Origin of the sequence: Tsuneonella mangrovi (genome assembly GCF_002269345.1) — a bacterium.
In the GTDB taxonomy this organism is placed as follows: Bacteria; Pseudomonadota; Alphaproteobacteria; order Sphingomonadales; family Sphingomonadaceae; genus Tsuneonella; species Tsuneonella mangrovi.
The window spans coordinates 370,036-390,875 of sequence record NZ_CP022889.1 but is presented as its reverse complement, the minus strand read 5'-3'; the positions used below and the strand labels follow the sequence as shown (position 1 = coordinate 390,875).

Sequence of the window (20,840 nt, the reverse complement as noted above, 5' to 3'; positions counted from 1 at the left end):
GGATCGTTGGCCCAATCAGGCGAAGCGTCTCTTACGCAGCCACAGGATGCTCCAGTCACCATCGATCAACCTCGCGGCGAGTCGAAATCCGGCGCGTTTGAATGCTCTCCTTACAGCAGATTCCTGCGTCTTGAGCAGTCCGGCAAGCAGTATGCTGCCGCCTGGCGAAACTGCTTCGGCGAAGTCAGGGGCAAGCGCGATCAGGGGTCGGGCGAGGATGTTGGCGATTAACAAGTCGTAGGGGCCGCGTGCCACCAACAATGGATCATCCATCCCGTCAGCGACGACCATCGTCAGGCCGCCCGGACCGCCACCGGCGGCGATGCCGTTCGTGGCGGCGTTGTCTTCAACAACACCGGTGCAGACCGGATCGATATCGCTCGCTGTAGCGAGCGCCTTCGGCCACAGGGCCATCGCGGCAAATGCGAGCAGGCCGGTGCCGGTGCCGATATCGGCGAGATTGCGCACGACCAGCCCGCGCGCTTTCATCGCGTCGAGCATCGCGAGGCAGCCAGCGGTCGTCTCGTGCTGGCCGGTTCCGAATGCCTGGCTGGCGGGAATCATGAAATCGATCATTCCAGGCTGATCTGTCGGAGGATGGTCGGAAGTTCGGACGTAGAATCGTCCTGCTGAAATCGGGTCCATCCCTTCCTGGCTCACGGTCACCCAGTCTTCATCGGGCAGCTTATCGACGATGAAGTTTGGCGCTCCCCCGGTAAATAGCGACGCGACCAACGCCTTGTCCGCCTTCGATGGCTTGCGCGGGAAATAGGCATCGAGCCGCCAATCGTCCGGCCGGTCGTCGGCCAGTTCGAACCCGGTGAGGACGACATCTTGCGGCCAACCGAGCGCCTCCTCGTGTGCAAGAAGCGCTGCCTGGATCATCGGCTTTCGGGCAAATGCAGTCAGCTTCCAGCTGTCACCTGACATAACTCGCCCCGTTGGCGTCGATTGTCGCACCGGTCATGCTGGGAGGCGCATCGAGCGCGCAGAACTCGATGATCTTCGCAACTTCTTCTGGCGTCGCCACCCGACCGAGCGGGATGTCGGCTAGCAGCCCTGCGCCTCCGCGACTCGCAAGGTAGTCCCCGGCCATCGCCGTGTCGGTGAACCCGGGGGTGATCGCGAAGCTGAGGATCCCATCCGCTGCGTATTGGCGAGCAATCGTCTTGTGCATTGCCAGCATCCCGCCCTTTGCCGCCGCGTAGTGCCAGTGCTGGGGAGAATCGCCTCGATGCCCGGCGCGGCTCGCTACGTGGACGATACGACCACCAACTCCACGCTCTTGCCAGTGGCGCACTGCGAATCGCGAGAGTTGGGCAGCGGCGGTGAGGTTGATGCGCATGGTTTCTTCCCACGCGCCGAGCCAATCGCTGTCCAACGTATCGAGCGGATTGGCGGCGAACAGTCCGGCATTGTTGACCAGCACATCGATCGATCCCCCCGCGGCCTCGAGCGCGGCCTGCCACAGGGCTTGTGGTGCCAGCGAGTCGGAAAAGTCGGCTCCAATCGTGCCATCGGCGGCCGCTCGAGTCGCCTGAGGGATGACAGAAGCTCCGCGAGCTGTGAGTGCGGCGCGGGCGGCCTTGCCAATTCCTCGACTGGCGCCTGTGAGAAGGATATGGGGCATGGCCCGTCTATCGGCGATCGGGCATCTGCTGTCGAGCGCTACGCTTGCCTCACGATATCATTGCGCTAAGGGATGGCCACGCCGAACGCGCAACCGGAAGACCGACAATGGCACAACGTCCACTTTCTCCTCACCTCGGCATCTGGAAATGGGGCGCCAACATGGCGGTCTCGATCCTGCACCGTGTCACTGGCGACGGTATGGCATTGGTCGGGCTGGTCGTGTTGGTCTGGTGGCTGGGTGCGTTGGCGAGCGGCGCAGAAGCCTATGGCGATTTCCTGACGCTGGCGGGCTCGCCAGTCGGCAAGTTCGTTCTCGTTGGACTTTCGTGGGCTTTCTTCACGCACATGTGCTCGGGGCTGCGCCACTTCGTGCTCGACATTGGCGCGGGCTATGAACTCAAGACCAACACGTTGTGGTCCACGCTCAGCATGTTCGGCGGGGTCCTGCTCACCGCCGGCTTCTGGGCTTACCTGATTTATCGCTGAGGGATATGAACGATGGGTAACGGAACCGAACTCGGCAGGGTACGCGGCCTTGGCTCAGCACACGCCGGGGTGCATCACTGGCTGCTGCAGCGCTTCACCGCGATCGGCAATCTTGTCCTCGGGCTGTTTCTTGCGGCGAGCATCGCGCTGCTGCCGGGGTACGACTACGGCACGATCATCGGGTGGATCAAACAGCCCGTCCCGGCAACTGCGGTTGCGCTGTTCGTAATTAGCGCGTTCTGGCATGCGCGCATCGGCCTGCAGGTGCTGGTCGAAGATTACGTCCACACCCCCGGCAACAAGTTTGCCGCGCTGACAGCACTCAACCTTGCGACCTTCGGTGGCGGCGCATTCGCCCTTTTCTGTATCGTCCGAATTGCCCTTGGAGGAGCCGCCTGATGGCTACCGATTCGACCCAACCGGCCTACAAGATCGTCGACCACACTTATGACGTGGTCGTGGTCGGCGCGGGCGGTTCAGGCCTGCGCGCGACGATGGGCTCTGCCGAGGCGGGTCTGCGCACCGCCAACATCTCCAAGGTGTTCCCGACACGCAGCCATACGGTGGCCGCGCAAGGTGGTATTGCCGCCAGCCTTGGGAACAACACGCCCGATCACTGGCAATGGCACATGTACGATACCGTCAAGGGATCGGACTGGCTGGGTGACCAGGACGCAATTGAATACATGGTCCGCGAAGCGCCGCAGGCGGTATACGAACTGGAACACGCCGGTGTGCCGTTCAGCCGTAACGACGATGGCACGATCTACCAGCGGCCGTTCGGCGGACACATGCAGAACATGGGCGAAGGTCCGCCGGTGCAGCGCACCTGCGCCGCAGCCGACCGTACCGGCCATGCCATGCTCCACGCGCTCTACCAGCAGAGCCTGAAGTATGATGCCGACTTCTTCATCGAATATTTCGCGATCGACCTGATCATGGTCGACGGGGTTTGCCGCGGGGTGATCGCGATGTGCCTCGATGACGGCTCTATCCACCGCTTCCGTGCCAAGGCAGTCGTGCTGGCGACCGGCGGATATGGCCGCACCTACTATACCTGCACCAGCGCGCACACCTGCACAGGCGACGGCGGCGGAATGGTGTTGCGCGCAGGACTGCCGCTACAGGACATGGAGTTCGTCCAGTTCCATCCGACCGGTATCTATGGCGCGGGTGTGCTCATCACCGAAGGTGCGCGCGGGGAGGGCGGTTACCTGACCAATTCGGAAGGCGAGCGGTTCATGGAACGCTATGCCCCGAGCGCGAAGGACCTCGCGAGCCGCGACGTCGTCTCGCGTTCGATGGCACTCGAAATCCGCGAAGGTCGCGGGGTGGGCGAGCACAAGGACCACATCTACCTCCACCTCGACCACATCGATCCCAAGGTGCTCGCCGAGCGGCTTCCGGGGATTACCGAAAGCGGCAAGATCTTCGCTGGCGTCGACCTGACCCGCCAACCTTTGCCGGTGGTGCCGACCGTACACTACAACATGGGCGGCATCCCGACGAACTATCATGGCGAGGTGCTTAATCCGACCGCAAGCGATCCCGACGCGACCGTGCCGGGCCTGTTTGCCGTGGGCGAGGCAGCGTGCGTTTCGGTCCACGGTGCGAACCGCCTGGGCTCGAACTCGCTGATCGACCTCGTTGTGTTCGGCCGGGCAACCGGGTTGCGGCTCAAGGAACAAATCACACCGGGCCTGGCACACGAAGAGCTGCCCAAGGACAGCGCCGACTTCGCGCTTGGTCGCCTCGATCACTTCCGCCATGCCAACGGTGGCTCGTCCACTGCGGCAATCCGCACCGAAATGCAGCGCAACATGTCCGCTCACGCGGCGGTTTTCCGCACCGATGAACTGATGGCGGAAGGCAAGGCGAAGCTGGCAGAGACCTACAAGCGGATGGACGACATCCACGTCTCCGACCGCTCGCTGATCTGGAACAGCGATCTTATCGAAACGCTCGAACTCGACAACCTGATCGGACAGGCCACTGTGACGCTTCACGGTGCGCACGCCCGCAAGGAAAGCCGTGGGGCCCATGCGCACGAGGACTTCCCGGATCGCGACGACGCCAACTGGATGAAGCATACGCTGGCATCGTTCGAAGGCTGGGGCGGCAAGGGCGGCGATGTAACGCTCTCGTACCGCGACGTGCATAACTACACGCTGACCGACGACGTGGAGTACATCAAGCCGAAGAAGCGGGTGTACTAGGCGCGCAATCCGACCCTATTCGGCGGCTTCGCTGACTGGCACCGCACTTACCCGCACGATCCGGACAATCTTCACCGGATTGGCGAGCATCTGGCCTTTCATCCAGCCTTCGCCCTTTTCCGGGTCGGTCGGGGCGGCGTGGATCGCTTCGACCACGTCCATCCCTGCCACCACATGGCCGAAGGCGGCGAACCCGGCCTTGATCTCGGGATCGTCGGAGGTCGGATCGGCATCCATGCTCGGTTGTGCTTGCAAGAGGATCGAGAAATCGCCCGTCGCGGTACCGGGAGCGAAACGCGCCATCGATAGCGCGCCGCGGATGTGGTGGACCCCGGTGACGTTGGTCGGCTCGTGCGCGATGGACGGCAGGATCCGTTGGGGATCGTTCTGTGTCCCCCCCTGTATCAGACCGTTGGGCTGCGGCGGCCAATCAAGCCGCATCGCGCGATAGAATACGGTGCCGTCGAACCGGTGCTGGTCGACATATTTGAGGAAGTTACCAGCAGTGATCGGCGCGCGCTCGACCTCGATCGCGGCGGTGATGGTGCCCATCGTGGTTTCGATAGCCACCAGTTGCACCTTCGGCTCGGTTTGCGGCGCGGAAACGGGTTGGTCTTGCGCTAGAGACGGGGAAGCGGACAGGAGGGCGAGCAGTAGCGCGAATCGTTTCAGCATGGCGCGCATCATGCCAGAAATCACCGCCGTCGCAGCATCTCTCGGTTGAGTTCGCGGGGGGATTTGACGCCCATCAGGCGCATCCCGCGTTCGAATTCCTGCCGCAGGATCGTCACCGCACGCTCTACGCCCGCTTCACCCGCGGCAGCGAGCGCGTAGAGATATAGCCGCCCGCCCGAAGCAGCAGTCGCGCCAGTAGCAAGCGCCTTGAGTACATGCGTTCCGCGCCGAATGCCGCCGTCGCAAATCACTTCGATCCGGTCGCCGACGGCATCGACGATTTCCTCGAGCTGGTCGAACGGCGCGCGGCTGCCATCGAGCTGGCGGCCACCGTGGTTCGAAATCATGATCGCATCGCAACCGATGTCCGCTGCACGCCTAGCATCTCCGACCGACATCACCCCCTTGAGGCAAAACGTGCCGCCCCAGTCGTTGCGCAGCTGCTCCACCGCCTTCCAGTCCATGTCCGGGTCGAGCATCTTGTCGAAATAGTCCTGGATCGAGATCGACGAACTGCTTCCTTCGGCCAAATGGGTATCGAGGTTGGGCAGGGTGAACTTCTCGCGCAGCAGGAAGTTCAATGCCCATGCGGGTTTCATCGCATAGGACATGAAGCTTGCGGGTGTGAACTCGGGCGGGGTCTTGAACCTGGTGCGCTTGCACCGTTCGCGATTGCCCGAAACGATCGTGTCGACCGTCAGCGCGATGGCATCGAACTTCGCGGCTCTTGCACGTTCGATAAGCGCTGCATTGAGACCCTTGTCGCGATGATAGTAGTACTGGAGCATCTTCGGGCCGGCATAATTCGCCCCGATTTCTTCGATGCTGACGCTCGACAGGCTGGATATCCCGAACCACAGGTTGTGCCGCTCTGCCACCCGCGCGACGGCGCGCTCTCCCTGCCAGTGGAACAGCCGTTGCAGCGCCGTCGGGCTGAGGATCAACGGCAGGTTCGTCTCGCGCCCCATGACAGTGATCGATGTATCGATCTCTTCGACACCGGCGAGCACGTTCGGGACCAGGTCGATGTCGGCATAGGCGGCCGTATTGCGCGCCTTGGTGAGTTCGTCGTCACCCGCGCCGTCGATGTAGTGAAACACGGGGAACGGCAGTTTGCGGTGCGCGAGCGTGCGGAAATCCTCGATGTTCTGACAGTCCGTCACACGGCGGATGGAGTGGGGGACTGGGAAATCGGTTGCCATGAGCAAGGCTCTAGCGACGTTCGTCGAAGGTGAACAGCCGTTCATCGAGCGCTCATGTTTACAACCGTAATCGTTGTACCTACACACGTAGTCGAAGGCGCGAACCGGGGAGGTCAGCCGCATGACCCGAAGTGAAGAACCAACGCCAGAACGCATTAGCGAGGCCGAACTCGCAGTAATGGAAGTGCTGTGGGCCAAAAGCCCCGCCAGCGCGGCCGATGTTTGCGAAGCGGTGTGCACGGCGCGGGACTGGTCGATGCCCACGGTCAAGACGCTGCTCAGCCGCCTCGTCGCAAAGAATGCTGTCGCAACCCAGCCCGAAGGCCGCAAGTTCCTCTACTCGCCGCTGATCGAGCGCGCCGACTACGTCGGGAGCGAGTCGAAGCGCCTGGTAGAACGGCTGTTCGGTGGGCGCGCCGCCCCTTTGCTCGCGCACCTTGCCGAGGCTGAGGCCCTGACCGACGAGGACCTCGCCGAGATCGAGGCGCTGCTCAAGGAGCTCCGCCAATGACCTGGCTGCTCGACACGCTCGCATGGACCGCGGTCCTCATCGGCCTGGTGCTCATGCTCAGGCATCCGGTCTCCCGCAAGTTCGGACCGCAGTCCGCCTACGCGCTGTGGTTGCTCCCGTTTCTGCGCCTGTTGCTGCCCCCGATCGTGCTGCCAGCGTGGCTGGCCCCGGCGCAACAGGTTGCTCCGGAGCCGGCGATGGTACTCGCGCCCAACCTAGTCCCCACGGGTGCAACCGCTATCGCCGCTCCGGCCCCCATGGCCGCATCGTTGGACTGGCTGGTGCTAGTGCCAGCGCTGTGGATCACGGGAGCGGCCGTACTGCTTGCCTGGCGCTTTACCGCCTATTTCAGGATTCGTCGCGAGTTGCTGCAAAGCGCGCGTGAAATGGGGCGGGAAGGGCGCATCAGGCTGCTCGAAACGCCGTTGGTAGATTCGCCGCTTGCGATCGGAGTGGTCGACAAGGTGATCGTGCTGCCTGATCACTTCATGGCGATGCACGACCGCCGGTCGCGTGATCTCGCGCTCGAGCACGAGCTATCCCACCACCGCGCCAACGACCTGCTCGCCAACATGCTGATACAGCCGCTGTTCGCGCTGCACTGGTTCAACCCGCTCGGATACTACGGCTGGCGCGCCATGCGGCGCGACCAGGAGGCGGCGTGCGATGCCCGCGTTATCGCTGCGCGCGGTTCAGCCGAGCGCGCCGCTTATGCCCAGTTGATTGCTGCCCAGGCGGCAGGTCCCCGCGTTGCGCTGGCCGCGCCGATGGCCTGCCCAGTGCTGGGTGACACATCGATCGTTCACCGTTTGAGGAACCTGACAATGACCGAAATTTCCCGTCGCCGCCGGATTGCCGGGCGCCTGCTTGTCGCGACTGCGGCGCTTGCGCTTCCGCTGACCGCATCGTTTTCCTACGCCGAGGCCCAGGTAAATGACCCTCCGGCTCCGCCGCCTGCCCCGGCAGCACCGGCAGCGCCGGCTGCCCCCGAGGCTCCGCCCGCGCCAGAGCTTGTACCGACGCCACCGACCCCGCCTGCGCCACCAGAGGTCGCTCCTGCTCCAGAAGCGCCGCAAGCGGCCAAGGTTCACGAAGTGCGCAAGATCGTCTTCGTCGACAAGGACGGGAAGCGGCAGGAATGGGACAGCAAGAAGTTCGACCAGGAAATGCAAAAAATGCAGATCGAGCTGAAGAACCACAACGTCGATCGCCGCGAGATCGAAATCCAGGTGCGGCAGGCAAGGGCAGATGCCGAACAGGCCCGTGCCGATGCCGACCAAGCCATGCGCGAAGCGATGGCTGACCAGAAGGTGTTCATGGCCGATTGCAACGGAAAGCAGCAGACCTGGACCGACAAGGATGGCCGCAAGGTTGAAAGAATCTGCATCAAGCAGGTGATGGCATCGGCGCTCGAAGGCATTCGCCAAGCTCGCGAGGAAATCGCGAACGACAACGACATGTCTGATAGCGTCCGCAAGCAAGTGCTCGAATCGCTTGACCGAGAGATCGCGCGGATGAGCGCCAAGGCAAACGCCAGCTGATTTTTCCTTCCTGGGTGGGAGAGCCTGTCGGGGGCGGTGTGCGAGCGCTGCCCCCGATTTGCTGAGTGCTGCTTAAGTCAGCCTGACATAATGGCTGCAAGCCGATGCGGACCCACTTTGCATTCCTTCCCTGAGCGCTTGCATCCGCTGTGCACTGGAGCCGTGGGTGAAACTGTCGGTATCGACCCGTCTACCGGCATTGCGCATCAGCGTGTCGTCACCGATTGCACTGGCAGCGGTCATGCCTTCCTCGAAGTCGCCCGGATCGATCAGGTTGCGGTTCTTTCCCGCCCAGACCCCGGCGTAGCAATCGGCCTGGAGTTCCATCCGCACCTGCAGTTGATTTGCGGCAACCGGGTTCTGCTGCTGCGCGCTGCGGATCGCGTCTGCCACCCCGGTTAGCTTCTGGATATGGTGGCCGTATTCGTGCGCGATCACATAGTAGCGCGCAAAATCACCCTTTGCCCCCAGCTGCCGGGCGAGCTGGTCGTAGAAACTGGTGTCAATGTAGATGCCTTCGTCCGCCGGACAGTAGAACGGCCCCATTGCCGACTGGGCTGCGCCACAACCGGATGCGGTTCCTCCGCTGTAGAAAACGAGTTCGGGTTGTTCGAATTGGATATTCGCGCGCTGGAATTCCGGCCCCCACGTCTGGTTGAGCGACTGGAGCGCATTGCAGGCTTCGGTAGCGTATTGGTTTTGCGTACAGAGCGCCTCGACGGACTGGGACGCGCCTGCCGGGCGGCTATCGGGCAATTGCTGGGTCGTTGGGCCCGATTGGTCGATGTTACCGAGCATTTGTGCCGGGTCGACGCCGAAGAAATAAGCCGCGATCAGTACGATCACCAACGTTCCGAGACCAATGCCGCCACCCGCTCCGCCGGGAATTCTCCGTCCGCTTTCACCGCCCCGGACACGGATGTTCGCCGGGTTGAACCTGTTGAGCCGCATCGTACTCCCCTTCGAATGCGCGGGAATCGCTGCAAATTGCCGTGATCTCCGGCGATAAGTCTGGACAGGCGGGGCACAGAGCGCAAGAGCACTTGCAACGACATGAATCCCGTTCACCGCAATTGGAGGCACTGATGTTTCTTTCCGGCAAGCGTGCACTCGTCACCGGCTCCACTTCCGGGATCGGCCTGGCCGTGGCCCGTGCACTCCATTCCGAAGGGGCGGAAGTCGTGCTCAACGGCTTTGGTGACGAAGGCGAAATTGCCTCTTTGCGCGAAGAGCTGGAGGCAACACATGTCGGCGCGGACCTGACCACAGCCACCGGTTGCGAAGAGCTGATGGAGCGTGCAGGGCCGATCGATATCCTCGTCAACAACGCCGGGATGCAGCATGTCGCACCGGTCGACGAATTTCCGATCGACAAGTGGAACCTGATCATTGCGTTGAACCTTACAGCCGCGTTTCACACCACGCGCCTCGCAGTGCCGCACATGAAGGCGCAGGGCTGGGGCCGGATCATCAACACCGCCAGCGCCCATTCGAAGACGGCATCGCCGTTCAAGAGCGCCTACAATGCTTCGAAGCACGGGATTGACGGCTTTACCAAGACCATCGCGCTTGAACTGGCGCAGACCGGGGTGACCGCGAACTGCATCAGCCCGGGATACGTGTGGACGCCGCTGATCGAAGGGCAGATCCCCGACACGATGAAGGCGCGGGGATTGAGCCGCGAGGAAGTGATCAACGATGTCCTGCTCGCGAAGCAACCAACCAAGCGCTTCGTGCAGCCGAACGAAATCGGGGCGCTCGCCGTGTTTCTCTGCCGTGAGGAAGCGGGCAATGTCACCGGCGCGAACTGGAGCATTGACGGCGGCTGGACTGCCGAGTGACGGAATAGGGGGCTAGCAGGGGGCAAATGCGCGGCGCGGCGATCATTGTGCTGGCATTGCTTGCTGCATGCGCGCCGGTCCCGCGCGAGAAGGCTGATAACCCGGTAAACCAGCGCGCCCAGATCGAAGACGCCCTGCGATCGGACATTGCAACGCTCGCCAGCGACGACTTCGGCGGCAGGCAACCGGGCACCGAAGGCGAAGCGAAAACCCTGCGCTACCTCTCGCGGGCATGGCAGGTGGCCGGGCTGGAGTCGGGCACGAACGACCCTGCCCACCCGTGGTTCGCCCCGGTCGAACTCGCTTTCACGACGCCCGCGGTCGGCACCCTCAAGGTTGTGCGATCCGGCCGCCAGATCGCGCTGCCGACGGGAAGCGCAATGGTCTACACTTCGGGCGCGCGCGGCCTGATCGAACGTGCGCCTGTCCTGTTCGTGGGCAATGCGGGGGCCGGACTCGACCAATCGGAGCTCGCCGGCCGGGTCGCAATGATGCTGTGGGATCACGAAGGCGATGTGGAGCAGCGCGAGGCCTTGCTCCGCGCAGGTGCATCGGCGGTGCTCGCGGTGGTTGCCGACGATGACGAGCTTGCGCACCTCGCCGAGGAGCGCCGCAGGGGCCTCTATCGCCTCGCCGGTACGGACGCCATCTCGACGATCGACGGCTATGTTACCCGTGACGCTGCAGAACGCATGGTTGGTGCAACGCGCTTTGCCAATCTGGTCCAGGCTGCATCGCAAGCCGATTTCAAGCCGGTGCCGCTTCGTATCTCCGCGTCGATCGAAGCAACGTCGGACATCGGCACGGCGCGCAGCTTCAACCTGATCGGCAAGCTGCCGGGCAAGCGCCCACGGGATGGCGCGGTCCTGATCCTCGCGCACTGGGACCACTTCGGTAGTGAGTGCGCGCCGCCGGGTGCGGCCGACCGGATCTGCAACGGCGCGGTCGACAATGCCAGCGGGGTTGCCGTGATGACCGAACTCGCCCGCAAGCTAGGCAGCGGTCCCAAGCTCGATCGTGACGTCTATTTCCTCGCGACAACGGCGGAGGAACGCGGATTGCTCGGGGCAGAAGCATTCACCGAGAACCCGCCGATCCCGCTCGACACTATCGTTGCCGCCTTCAATCTCGATTCGGTTGCAATCGCCCCTGGTGGAAGCCCGGTGGCTATCGTCGGCAAGGGCCTCACGACGCTCGATGCGGCGGTGGAGAAGATAGTTCGCGAGTCCGGCAGGGAAATGGGCGACGAAACGGTGGCTTCACAATTCGTCCGGAGGCAGGATGGCTGGGCATTGCTACAGCATGACGTGCCGGCCATTTCGGTCAGTAGCGCTTATGCTTCCGGCAAGCCGTTCGATAAGTTCATGGCCGAGCGCTATCACAAGCCTTCGGACGAGATCGGCGGGATCGAACTGGGCGGTGCGGTCGACGACACCCTGCTGCACATCAGACTGGTGCGCTTCTTCGCCAATACGCTCGACTGGCCGGGCAGCACGAAAAATATCCCTCCAGCCCACTAGCGGTCGTCACACAGTCTCGTTAGATGGGCCGCCACGAATCTCCCGGTGAAAGCGACTCAGTGGCACAAGACGATATTCCCCTCGGCCTTACCTTCGACGACGTGCTTCTGCGGCCCGCCGAAAGTGACATCCTGCCCAGCATGGCGGACACCCGCACGCAGCTGACGCGCGGGATCGGGCTCAACATTCCGGTGATCTCCGCCGCGATGGACACCGTGACCGAAGCCGACATGGCGATCGTGATGGCGCAGATGGGCGGGATCGGCGTGCTCCACCGCAACCTCGAGATTGACGAACAATGTGCTGCCGTCCGCGCGGTGAAGCGGTTCGAGAGCGGGATGGTGGTCAATCCGATCACGATTTCGCCCGATGCGACGCTTGGGGAAGCGCAGGCGCTGATGATCCAGAACCGGATCAGCGGCATCCCTGTGACCGATCGCGACGGCAAGCTCGTCGGGATCCTGACAAACCGCGACGTGCGCTTCGCGGAGAATCCTCAGCAACCGGTCCGCGAGCTGATGACCGCCGAAAACCTCGCAACCGTCCCGCTTGGCACCAGTCAGGACGAGGCGATGCGAATGCTTCACCAGCGCCGCATCGAAAAGCTGCTGGTGGTCGACGATGCCTTCAAGTGCGTCGGACTGATTACCGTCAAGGACATCGAAAAGGCGGTGACCTATCCCGATGCCACCAAGGACGAGACCGGTCGTTTGCGGGTCGCCGCCGCTACCACTGTGGGCGACAAGGGCTTTGCCCGCACCCAGGCGCTGGTCGAAGCCGAAGTCGATGTCGTCATCATCGACACCGCGCACGGCCACAACAAGGATGTCGCGCGCGCGGTCGAACGGGCGAAGAAGCTTTCCAATGCGGTGCAGATTGTCGCTGGCAACGTCGCCACCGCCGAAGCCACCCGCGCATTGATCGATGCCGGGGCGGATGCCGTAAAGGTCGGCATCGGGCCGGGGTCGATCTGCACCACGCGCGTCGTGGCAGGTGTCGGCGTACCGCAGTTGACCGCTGTGATGGAATGCGCCGAGGAAGCGGCCAAGTCGGGCGTGCCGATCATTGCCGATGGCGGCCTGCGCACGTCGGGGGATGCGGCGAAGGCTCTCGCGGCAGGTGCCTCAGTGGTGATGGTCGGTTCGATGCTCGCCGGAACCGCTGAATCGCCAGGTGAGACGTTCCTCTTCCAGGGCCGTAGCTACAAGGCCTACCGCGGGATGGGCAGCGTCGGCGCAATGGCACGCGGCAGTGCGGACCGCTATTTCCAGCAGGACGTTTCGACAATGAAACTGGTTCCGGAAGGGATCGAAGGTCAGGTGCCCTACAAGGGTCCGGCGAAGGACGTCGTCCACCAGCTCGTCGGCGGGATCAAGGCGGCGATGGGCTATACCGGGAGCGCGACGATTGAGCAGCTGCGCGAACGCGGCAAGTTCGTCCGGATCACCAACGCGGGCCTCGCCGAAAGCCACGTCCACGATGTCGCGATTACCCGCGAGGCACCCAATTATCCGACGCGCTAAGCCATGACCCCGGCGGCGCGGGTCCAGGCTGCGATCGAACTGCTCGATGCGGTAATCTCGGCCGCACAGGCCGGCGGCGCGCCGGCCGACCGGATCGTGTCGGACTATTTCCGCCAACGTCGCTACGCGGGATCGAAAGACCGGCGTGCAGTGCGCGAAATGGTCTATGCTGCGATCCGTGCGTGCGGCCCGGTCCCGGCAAGCGGACGCGCAGCCATGTTGCGGTTGGCGGAGGTCGATCCGGCAATTGCGCCGCTGTTCGACGGATCGACGCACGGACCAGCGCCAATCTCGACTGACGAACCAGTCGCTAAGGGCGGCGTGGCACCGGACTGGCTGGCGAAAGCTCTCAGTCAATCCGGCGTCGACTCCGAGGAAGCGTTCAGCTTGCTTGATCGGGCTCCGCTCGATGTCCGGGTGAATGCGCTCAAAGCCGATCGCGATACGCTCGAACTTCCAGAAATCGGCGAGCGCCTCGTCGCTCCGCAAGCGCTTCGCTATCCGGCGGGAACCCCGGTCGAGCAGTGGGACGCATTCAAGGATGGCCGGATCGAAGTGCAGGACCTTGGCAGTCAGCTGGCATGTCTGGCAGTGCCGGCCGCACCCGGCGAAACCGTGATCGACCTGTGCGCAGGTGCGGGAGGCAAGACGCTCGCGCTGGCAGCGGCAATGGACAATCGCGGCACCTTGCTCGCGTGCGATTCCGACCGGACGCGCCTGTCGCGCCTCGTGCCGCGCGCTGAACGGGCGGGGGCAGGGATGATCGAGACCCGTTTGCTCGATCCGGGCAAGGAACTCGCTGCGTTAGATGGCTTTGCGGGCAAGGCTGATACGGTGTTGGTCGATGCGCCATGTTCGGGGACCGGGACGTGGCGACGCAGCCCCGAAGGTCGCTGGCGGCTGACGCCCGAAAGACTGGCGCGATTTGCAGACATCCAGTCGCGACTGCTTGAAATTGCGTCACAACTTGTTCAGCCGGGTGGTCGGCTTGTCTTTATCACCTGCTCACTGCTTGACACCGAGGGCAGCGACAGGATCGAGGCATTCCTCGCCGCTAACGAGCAATGGAGCGCCGAAGCTCTCGATCTTCCGGCAGGGACGCCACGCGGTAAGGGTTTGCGGCTTTCGCAGTTCCATGACGGCACGGACGGATTTTTCATCGCGCGGCTGGCTCGCGCATGTTAACTTGAGACGTTATGTCTGCTGTTGAACTTTTCGATGGCTCGAATTTCAAGGAGTTGCTGATGCGTTTCGCTGCACCCGCCACCGCCGTTGCGATGGTTTTCGCACTGACTGCGAGCATGGGGCAGGGTGCCGACCGGGTTACCGACCCGCGCGCAGTGGCACTGCTCTCGCAAGGTCGTGCAGCGCTCGACGCCGGGCAAACGGAACAGGCAATCGATGCGTTCGAGGCAGCACTCGCGGTCGATCCTGGCTCTCCGGAGATATTCAACGACCTTGGCGATGCGGCTCGTATCAACGGGCTGCAGGGCAAGGCAATCCGCTATTACCGCGACGCAATGCGGCTCGATCCGAAGAACCTTGAGGCGATCTCGGGCGAAGGCACCGCACTCGTTGAAAAGGGCGCGGTCGAGAAGGCCAATCGCAACCTCGCCAAGCTCGAAACGCTCTGCGGGCCGAACTGCCCCGCTACGCGCCAGCTTGCTGCGGCCATCGCGAAGGGCCCGCAACAGCGAATCCTCACTGCCGAAGCGGTGATGCCCGATTCTTCAGTGACCCAGCAGAACTAGGTCAGATAAGGTCGCGAAACTCTTCGAGAACCGCGCGATAGACGCGCTTCTTGAACGGCACGATCAGGTCCGGCAGCTGCTCCGGATCCGCCCACTTCCATTCGCAGAATTCCGGCGGACTGTGCGCTGCCAGGTCGATTGCCTCATCGGGACCATGAAACCGCGCAAGGAACCAGGTCTGTTCCTGCCCGCGATATTTGCCGCCCCATAACTTGCCGAGAAGCTCATCGGGCAAATCGTAGCGGAGCGGCTCGTCCATCTGCTTGAGCACGGACACAAGATCGGCGACCACCCCGGTTTCCTCCGCCAATTCGCGATGCATGGCGACGACTGGATCTTCGCCGCGATCGATCCCACCCTGCGGCATCTGCCAGAAGCCGCTGTCCCGGTTATCGATTCGCATCCCGACGAAAGCCTTGCCGTGCTGGTTGACGAGCATGACACCGACGCAGGGGCGATAAGGCAGGCTGCTCAAGTCGTTCATTTTGGCTAAGCCAATCCAAGCATCATTTTCATGGCCGAGATAACCTTGAGTGTCTCCGTTTGTGCGCTCGGTAGAGTTTTCCGCAGAGTCATAAAGTCGTGAATCAGCCCCTTCATGTCGAAAAAGCAAACGTCGATTCCGGCATCGACAAGCTTTGCAGCGTAACTGCGACCTTGGTCGCGCAGCGGATCAAGCCCTGCGGTAGCGATTACTGTCGGTGGCAATCCATCGACAGTTGCAAGCGCGGGATAAGCGCGTGGATTGCCCGCTTCCGGCTGGTAGCAACTCGAGAACCATTCCATCGTGTCCCGAGTGAGGAGATGCTTCTCAGCGAATTCTTCCATTGAACCACCAACAAGATCATCAACCCACGGATAGCCCAAAACCTGCAGCAGGATAGGCAGCTCGGCCGGATTGTCGGCAAGGGAGCGGGCAATTACGAGAGCAGCATTCGCGCCCGCGCTAACCCCGAACGTCACAATGCCTGTGACTTCCCGATCGAGCTCTGCAGGGTTAGTGGCCAGCCATCTTGCCGCTGCTTCGCAATCGTCGACCGGCGCGGGAAAAGGATGTTCCGGCGCGCAGCGATAGTCGACCGCAAGCACAGGCAAGTCGAGTCGCGCAGCAAGCTCGTTGCAAAGCGAATTGTGTGTCTCCAGATCCCCGATCACGTATCCGCCGCCGTGGAAGAAAAGCACGACCGGACCCGGATCGCGCGATTCGCGAGAATCGTAGAACCGCACAGGAATGTCGCCCGCTGGACCTGGACACGCCAGATCCCGGACGACAGCAAGCTTAACCGGATCGGGATTGGTCATCTGCTTCAGCACGCGGTAGGCCTGCCGGCTTACCGCCACATCAGGCGGGCCTTCAGGCTTTGGCTGGCTATTCATGAAATCGAGAAATGCGCGCACATCGTCGCGCGGTGCGTTGTCTGTTGACGACACTAAAACCCCTCTCATCGGTTCGTGTTTGCAACCAGACTATCAATATGACGGTGTTTTACCACTCGACATTTTGCCCGATTGCGAGAAAAACTTGATTGCGGGAGTGGGTGTCGCCGCATAGGGCCGACCACCCAAGACATTCAAGGTGCCGCAATCCGACGGCGCAATGCAAGGATGGTACATGGCGAGCACAGCCGCCCCGGTAGCGAAAAGCGCTAAACCCAACAGCCCAGACGCGGTCGTCGTCCGATTTGCCGGCGATTCAGGGGACGGGATGCAGTTGACCGGCGGGCAGTTCACGCTGTCGACCGCGCTCGCGGGCAACGACCTCGCGACGTTCCCGGACTTCCCTGCGGAGATCCGCGCCCCGCAAGGCACGCTGTTCGGCGTTTCGGCGTTCCAGATCAACTTCGGTTCATCTGAGGTCGATACCGCGGGCGATGCACCCGATGTGCTCGTGGCGATGAACCCGGCGGCGCTCAAGGTGAACCTGCCCGCAATCAAGCCGGGTGGTCTGATCATCATCGACACTGGCGAATTCTCCAAGCGCAACCTCGACAAGGCCAAGTACGAGGCGAACCCGCTCGAGGATGGCACGCTGGCTAAGTACGAAGTGTTGCCGCTCGATATCTCGGCAATGACCATGGAGGCAGTGAAGCCGTTCGGTCTCGGCAACAAGGAAGCGCTGCGTTGCAAGAACATGTGGACGCTGGGGCTGGCGCTATGGATGTTCGACCGCCCACGGAAGCCGCTGCATGACTGGCTGAGGGGCAAGTTCAAGGGCAAGCCCGAGATCGCCGATGCCAACATCGCCGCGCTCGATGCCGGACATGCCTACGGCGAGACCGCCGAACTGGCGGGGCCGCTGCGGCAGGTTCACATGGACCCGGTTCCGACCGCGCCCGGACTCTATCGCACGATCACCGGTGCCGAGGCGGTATCGCTCGGGCTGGTGGCGGGCGCGCGGCTGTTGCGCCTGCCGATGTTCTTCGGTGGTTATCCGATCACGCCGGCCTCAGCGATCTTGCACCACTTGGCGCGGATGAAGGAGTTCAACGTCACGACCTTCCAGGCGGAAGACGAGATCGCCGCGATCTGTTCCGCAATCGGCGCAAGCTATGCCGGGAGCCTCGGCGTCACCAGTTCGTCGGGCCCGGGCATTGCGCTCAAGGGCGAGGCGATGGGCCTCGCGATCATGACCGAGCTGCCGCTGGTGATCGTCAATAGCCAGCGCGGCGGCCCCTCGACCGGCCTGCCGACCAAGACCGAGCAGAGCGATCTTTACCAGGCGGTTTATGGCCGCAATGGCGATGCCCCGATGCCGGTGATTGCCGCGCGCAGCCCGGGCGATGCGTTCGAGTGTGCGATCGAAGCGTGCCGTATCGCGGTGCAGTACATGACCCCGGTGATGCTGCTGACCGACGGCTATATTGCCAACGCCAGCGAACCTTGGAAGGTGCCCGATCCGGACCTGTTCGTGCGCTTCCCGGCGACCTTCCTTACCAAGCCCAACGGGCCGATGGACGAAGACGGAAACGCCACGCTGCTGCCCTACAAGCGTGACGAGAAGGGTGCGCGCCCGTGGATCAAGCCGGGCACGCCGGGCCTGATGCATCGCATCGGCGGGATCGAGAAGGCGGTCGATACCGGCCACATCGACTACTCGCCGGGCAACCACCAGAAGATGACCGATGCGCGCATCAACAAGATCGCCAATATCCGGGTCAGCGACCAACAAGTCGCGCTGGGCGGCAAAAAAGGCAAGCTCGCGGTTGTCGGGTGGGGCAGCACCTACGGCCCGATCCACCAGGCGGTCGCCCGTGCGCGCCGTGCCGGGCTCGACGTCAGCCACATCCACGTGCGCCATATCTGGCCGCTTCCGGCGAACTTGGGCGAATTGCTCAAGGGCTTCGACCAGGTATTGGTGCCGGAGATGAACGCCGGCCAGTTCAAGACCGTGCTGCGCGACCAGTACCTGGTCGACGCCAAGCCGCTGACCAAGACCAGCGGTCAACCCTTCACGATCGGCGAGATCGAACGAGCGATCAAAGGAGCGCTGGCATGAACGCCCCCGTCAAGATCGAGACTACCCTCAAGGACTGGGAGACCGACCAGGAGGTCCGCTGGTGCCCGGGCTGCGGGGACTACGCGATCCTCAAGGCGGTGCAACGCACGCTGCCGCAGCTCGGAGCCGATCCGTCGAACACGGTGTTCATCAGCGGCATCGGCTGCTCGAGCCGGTTCCCCTATTACATGGAGACCTACGGCTTCCACACGATCCATGGGCGTGCGCCGGCGATCGCCACCGGCGTGAAGCTCGCCAATCCCGATCTCGACGTTTGGCTGGTGACCGGCGACGGCGACGGCCTGTCGATCGGCGGCAATCACCTGATGCACGTGCTGCGACGCAACGTGAACATGCAGATCATGCTGTTCAACAACGAGATTTACGGCCTCACCAAAGGGCAAGCCTCGCCTACGAGTCGCGTCGGCACCAAGAGCCCGTCGACCCCCACGGGGTCGGTCGATAGCCCCACGCGCGTCGCTGCATTTGCGCTTGGCGTAGGCGCGCGGTTCGTCGCCCGCGGGTTCGACGTGTCTAAGAAGCTGCCTGATGTGCTGAAGGCCGCGCACGCGCACCCCGGTGCGGCGATCGTCGAAATCTACCAGAATTGCATCGTCTACAACAAGGACGTGTTCAACGACTTCGCTGCGGCGAAGGGGGCCGAGGACGCACAGCTGTGGCTCGAACACGGTGAGCCGATGCTGTTCGCCGAAGGCACCAAGGGTATCGCGCTCGATGCTGAAAGGCTCGCGCTCAAGGTCGTGGATGTGGTCGATGGCGACTGGAAGTCTGCCGGGGTAATCGTCCACGACGTCAGGAACCGCTCGATCGCGCACATGCTGGTGGAACTGCCGTTCGGCCCTTTCCCCAAGGCACTCGGCGTGCTGTACGACGATCCGCACCCGACCTTTGAAGTGCTTGTCGCCGAAGAACGCGAACGCGCCAGCGCTGGCAAGGAACCCAACCTCGCCGCTCTCCTCGCCAAGGGGCAGACCTGGACTGTTGCCGAAGACGATTGATATTATGTCCGGCAGCGGAGCATGACCGCTCCAGTCATCGTGTGGTTGCGGCGGGATTTGCGGCTCGCCGACCAACCCGCTCTTTACGCTGCAGCGAACGCGGGGCCGGTGATCCCGGTCTATGTGCTCGACGACGATGCAGCGGGCGATCACGCGTATGGTGGTGCGTCGCGGTGGTGGCTCCATCATAGCCTCCAAAACCTGTCCCGCTCGTTGACCAAGTTTGGTTCGCGGGTCGTCCTTAGGCGCGGCGATGCAGTGTCCGAACTCTGCAAGCTTGCCGAGGAAACGGGCGCTGTGACTGTCCATGCCATCCGCCACTACGAGCCGTGGTGGCGCAAGGCGCAAGGCAAGCTGGCGAAGGAACTCGACCTGCAACTGCACGACGGCAATTACCTGATGCCGCCGGGGGCAGTGACGACGGGAAGCGGCGATCCCTACAAGATCTTCACTCCATTCTCGCGCTCCTTGCTCGAGTTCATGCCTCCGCGCGAGTGCCGTCCTAAACCCGAAACAATCCAGTCGCCCAAATCATGGCCTGAGAGCGATCGTCTGGACGACTGGCATTTGCTGCCGACCAAGCCCGATTGGTCAGGCGGAATTGCCGAGTTCTGGGAGGTCGGCGAGGAGGCAGCGCAAATGCGACTGGAGGAATGGTCTCGCGGGGTGAAGGACTACGAAGCTGCGCGAAACCTGCCTTCGCAGGACGGTTCGAGCCGCCTGTCGCCGCATCTGCATCTCGGTGAAATCTCTCCAGCGCAGGTCTGGCACCGGCTCGATGGGCAGCAGAACAAAGGCTGGCAGACGTTTGCGCGCGAATTGATCTGGCGCGACTATGCGCAAAATGTGATCTGCCAGTTTCCCTCCTACGCGCGCGCGAGCTATCGCGCGGGGTTCGAAACGGTCTGGCGCGATCCGACCAATGACCCGCAAGCCGCCGCCGATCTAGTCGCGTGGCAAAGGGGCAAGACGGGCTACCCGATCGTCGATGCCGGGATGCGCCAGCTATGGAAAACCGGATGGATGCACAACCGCGTACGGATGATCGCCGCCAGTTTCCTGATCAAGCACCTGCTGATCGACTGGCGATACGGCGAACGGTGGTTCTGGGACTGCCTGGTCGATGCCGATTTCGCCAACAACGCGGTCAATTGGCAATGGGTCGCCGGGACCGGGGTCGATTCGAACATGTTCGTGCGGATCATGGCTCCGTTGAGCCAGAGCGAGAAGTTCGACGCGGCGGGCTATATCCGTACTTATGTGCCCGAATTGGCCGATTTTCCCGCCAGCCCGATTCACGATCCGCCAGACGAAATCCGCCGCGGCTACCCATCGAAGATCATCGGTCATCGCGAAGCGCGCGAGCGGGCGCTGGCCGCCTATCAGGTTGCCAAGGACAACGCTTGAAATAGACCCGCCGCCGGGTC

Annotated in this window: 20 protein-coding genes; 13 read left to right on the top strand and 7 right to left on the bottom strand. The window is 62.9% G+C overall.

What is annotated here, in order from left to right; all coding sequences use genetic code 11:
* Positions 1–15: 15 nt before the first annotated feature.
* Together CJO11_RS01885 and CJO11_RS01880 are read right to left on the bottom strand one after the other, a co-directional pair.
* Positions 16–930 carry a 50S ribosomal protein L11 methyltransferase gene (locus CJO11_RS01885; RefSeq protein ID WP_095011191.1) on the bottom strand — a complete coding sequence of 305 codons (915 nt, stop codon included), beginning with the start codon at positions 928–930 and terminating at the stop codon, positions 16–18.
* Positions 920–1,630 (bottom strand): SDR family NAD(P)-dependent oxidoreductase, encoded by a 711-nt coding sequence (locus CJO11_RS01880; protein ID WP_095011190.1) that lies wholly within the window; start codon positions 1,628–1,630, stop codon positions 920–922. The genes CJO11_RS01885 and CJO11_RS01880 overlap by 11 nt, the downstream gene beginning before the upstream one ends.
* Before the next feature lie 107 nt (positions 1,631–1,737).
* Between CJO11_RS01880 and sdhC the strand changes: the two genes are divergently transcribed.
* Genes sdhC through sdhA form a run of 3 tightly spaced genes read left to right on the top strand, consistent with a single transcriptional unit; the run spans position 1,738 to position 4,334 of the window.
* The gene (gene sdhC, locus CJO11_RS01875; protein WP_095011189.1) at positions 1,738–2,118 is read left to right on the top strand and encodes a succinate dehydrogenase, cytochrome b556 subunit; all 381 of its coding nucleotides are present in this window, start codon (positions 1,738–1,740) and stop codon (positions 2,116–2,118) included.
* A gap of 12 nt (positions 2,119–2,130) precedes the next feature.
* A complete protein-coding gene (gene sdhD, locus CJO11_RS01870) occupies positions 2,131–2,517 on the top strand; it encodes a succinate dehydrogenase, hydrophobic membrane anchor protein (RefSeq protein WP_095011188.1) in 387 nt (128 codons plus the stop codon).
* Entirely contained in the window at positions 2,517–4,334 is a 1,818-nt protein-coding gene (gene sdhA / locus CJO11_RS01865; protein ID WP_095011187.1) for a succinate dehydrogenase flavoprotein subunit, read from the top strand. Before sdhD ends, sdhA begins: the two co-directional genes overlap by 1 nt.
* A 15-nt stretch (positions 4,335–4,349) precedes the next feature.
* Here sdhA and CJO11_RS01860 read toward each other — a convergent pair whose 3' ends face one another.
* Together CJO11_RS01860 and CJO11_RS01855 are read right to left on the bottom strand one after the other, a co-directional pair.
* A complete protein-coding gene (locus CJO11_RS01860) occupies positions 4,350–4,904 on the bottom strand; it encodes a peptidylprolyl isomerase (protein WP_338064650.1) in 555 nt (184 codons plus the stop codon).
* Between the two features lie 125 nt (positions 4,905–5,029).
* Complete coding sequence (locus CJO11_RS01855) at positions 5,030–6,211, bottom strand: alpha-hydroxy acid oxidase (protein WP_095011186.1); 1,182 nt, start codon at positions 6,209–6,211, stop codon at positions 5,030–5,032.
* A gap of 121 nt (positions 6,212–6,332) precedes the next feature.
* On the opposite strand from CJO11_RS01855, the gene CJO11_RS01850 reads away from it, so the two are divergent.
* Positions 6,333–6,722: a BlaI/MecI/CopY family transcriptional regulator gene (locus CJO11_RS01850; protein WP_095011185.1), complete on the top strand. Its 390-nt coding sequence runs from the start codon at positions 6,333–6,335 to the stop codon at positions 6,720–6,722.
* Entirely contained in the window at positions 6,719–8,263 is a 1,545-nt protein-coding gene (locus CJO11_RS01845; RefSeq protein WP_095011184.1) for a M56 family metallopeptidase, read from the top strand. Before CJO11_RS01850 ends, CJO11_RS01845 begins: the two co-directional genes overlap by 4 nt.
* A 72-nt stretch (positions 8,264–8,335) precedes the next feature.
* On the opposite strand, the gene ypfJ is transcribed toward CJO11_RS01845, so the two are convergent.
* On the bottom strand, positions 8,336–9,214 hold the full coding sequence (ypfJ, locus tag CJO11_RS01840; RefSeq protein WP_095011183.1) for a KPN_02809 family neutral zinc metallopeptidase: 879 nt from the start codon (positions 9,212–9,214) through the stop codon (positions 8,336–8,338).
* A gap of 134 nt (positions 9,215–9,348) precedes the next feature.
* Between ypfJ and CJO11_RS01835 the strand changes: the two genes are divergently transcribed.
* From CJO11_RS01835 to CJO11_RS01815, 5 genes are read left to right on the top strand one after another with little or no spacing between them, the layout of a single operon-like run.
* On the top strand, positions 9,349–10,104 hold the full coding sequence (locus CJO11_RS01835) for a 3-hydroxybutyrate dehydrogenase (protein ID WP_095013153.1): 756 nt from the start codon (positions 9,349–9,351) through the stop codon (positions 10,102–10,104).
* 26 nt (positions 10,105–10,130) lie between these two features.
* Complete coding sequence (locus CJO11_RS01830) at positions 10,131–11,624, top strand: M28 family peptidase (protein WP_095011182.1); 1,494 nt, start codon at positions 10,131–10,133, stop codon at positions 11,622–11,624.
* Positions 11,625–11,647: 23 nt separating this feature from the next.
* Entirely contained in the window at positions 11,648–13,147 is a 1,500-nt protein-coding gene (gene guaB, locus CJO11_RS01825) for an IMP dehydrogenase (RefSeq protein ID WP_095011181.1), read from the top strand.
* A 3-nt stretch (positions 13,148–13,150) separates the two neighbouring features.
* Positions 13,151–14,332: an RsmB/NOP family class I SAM-dependent RNA methyltransferase gene (locus CJO11_RS01820; protein WP_095011180.1), complete on the top strand. Its 1,182-nt coding sequence runs from the start codon at positions 13,151–13,153 to the stop codon at positions 14,330–14,332.
* Positions 14,333–14,391: 59 nt separating this feature from the next.
* The gene (locus CJO11_RS01815; protein WP_095013152.1) at positions 14,392–14,898 is read left to right on the top strand and encodes a tetratricopeptide repeat protein; all 507 of its coding nucleotides are present in this window, start codon (positions 14,392–14,394) and stop codon (positions 14,896–14,898) included.
* Between the two features lies 1 nt (position 14,899).
* Here the strand turns inward: CJO11_RS01815 and CJO11_RS01810 are convergent, their stop codons facing one another.
* Both CJO11_RS01810 and CJO11_RS01805 read right to left on the bottom strand, forming a co-directional pair.
* Positions 14,900–15,382, bottom strand: a complete 483-nt coding sequence (locus CJO11_RS01810; RefSeq protein ID WP_095011179.1) for an RNA pyrophosphohydrolase — start codon at positions 15,380–15,382, stop codon at positions 14,900–14,902.
* Positions 15,383–15,387: 5 nt separating this feature from the next.
* Positions 15,388–16,344, bottom strand: a complete 957-nt coding sequence (locus CJO11_RS01805) for an alpha/beta hydrolase (protein ID WP_095011178.1) — start codon at positions 16,342–16,344, stop codon at positions 15,388–15,390.
* A gap of 166 nt (positions 16,345–16,510) precedes the next feature.
* On the opposite strand from CJO11_RS01805, the gene CJO11_RS01800 reads away from it, so the two are divergent.
* From CJO11_RS01800 to CJO11_RS01790, 3 genes are read left to right on the top strand one after another with little or no spacing between them, the layout of a single operon-like run.
* Complete coding sequence (locus CJO11_RS01800) at positions 16,511–18,394, top strand: 2-oxoacid:acceptor oxidoreductase subunit alpha (protein ID WP_095011177.1); 1,884 nt, start codon at positions 16,511–16,513, stop codon at positions 18,392–18,394.
* A complete protein-coding gene (locus CJO11_RS01795; protein ID WP_095011176.1) occupies positions 18,391–19,413 on the top strand; it encodes a 2-oxoacid:ferredoxin oxidoreductase subunit beta in 1,023 nt (340 codons plus the stop codon). Before CJO11_RS01800 ends, CJO11_RS01795 begins: the two co-directional genes overlap by 4 nt.
* A 21-nt stretch (positions 19,414–19,434) precedes the next feature.
* Positions 19,435–20,820 carry a cryptochrome/photolyase family protein gene (locus CJO11_RS01790; RefSeq protein WP_095011175.1) on the top strand — a complete coding sequence of 462 codons (1,386 nt, stop codon included), beginning with the start codon at positions 19,435–19,437 and terminating at the stop codon, positions 20,818–20,820.
* The last annotated feature ends 20 nt before the right edge of the window (positions 20,821–20,840 follow it).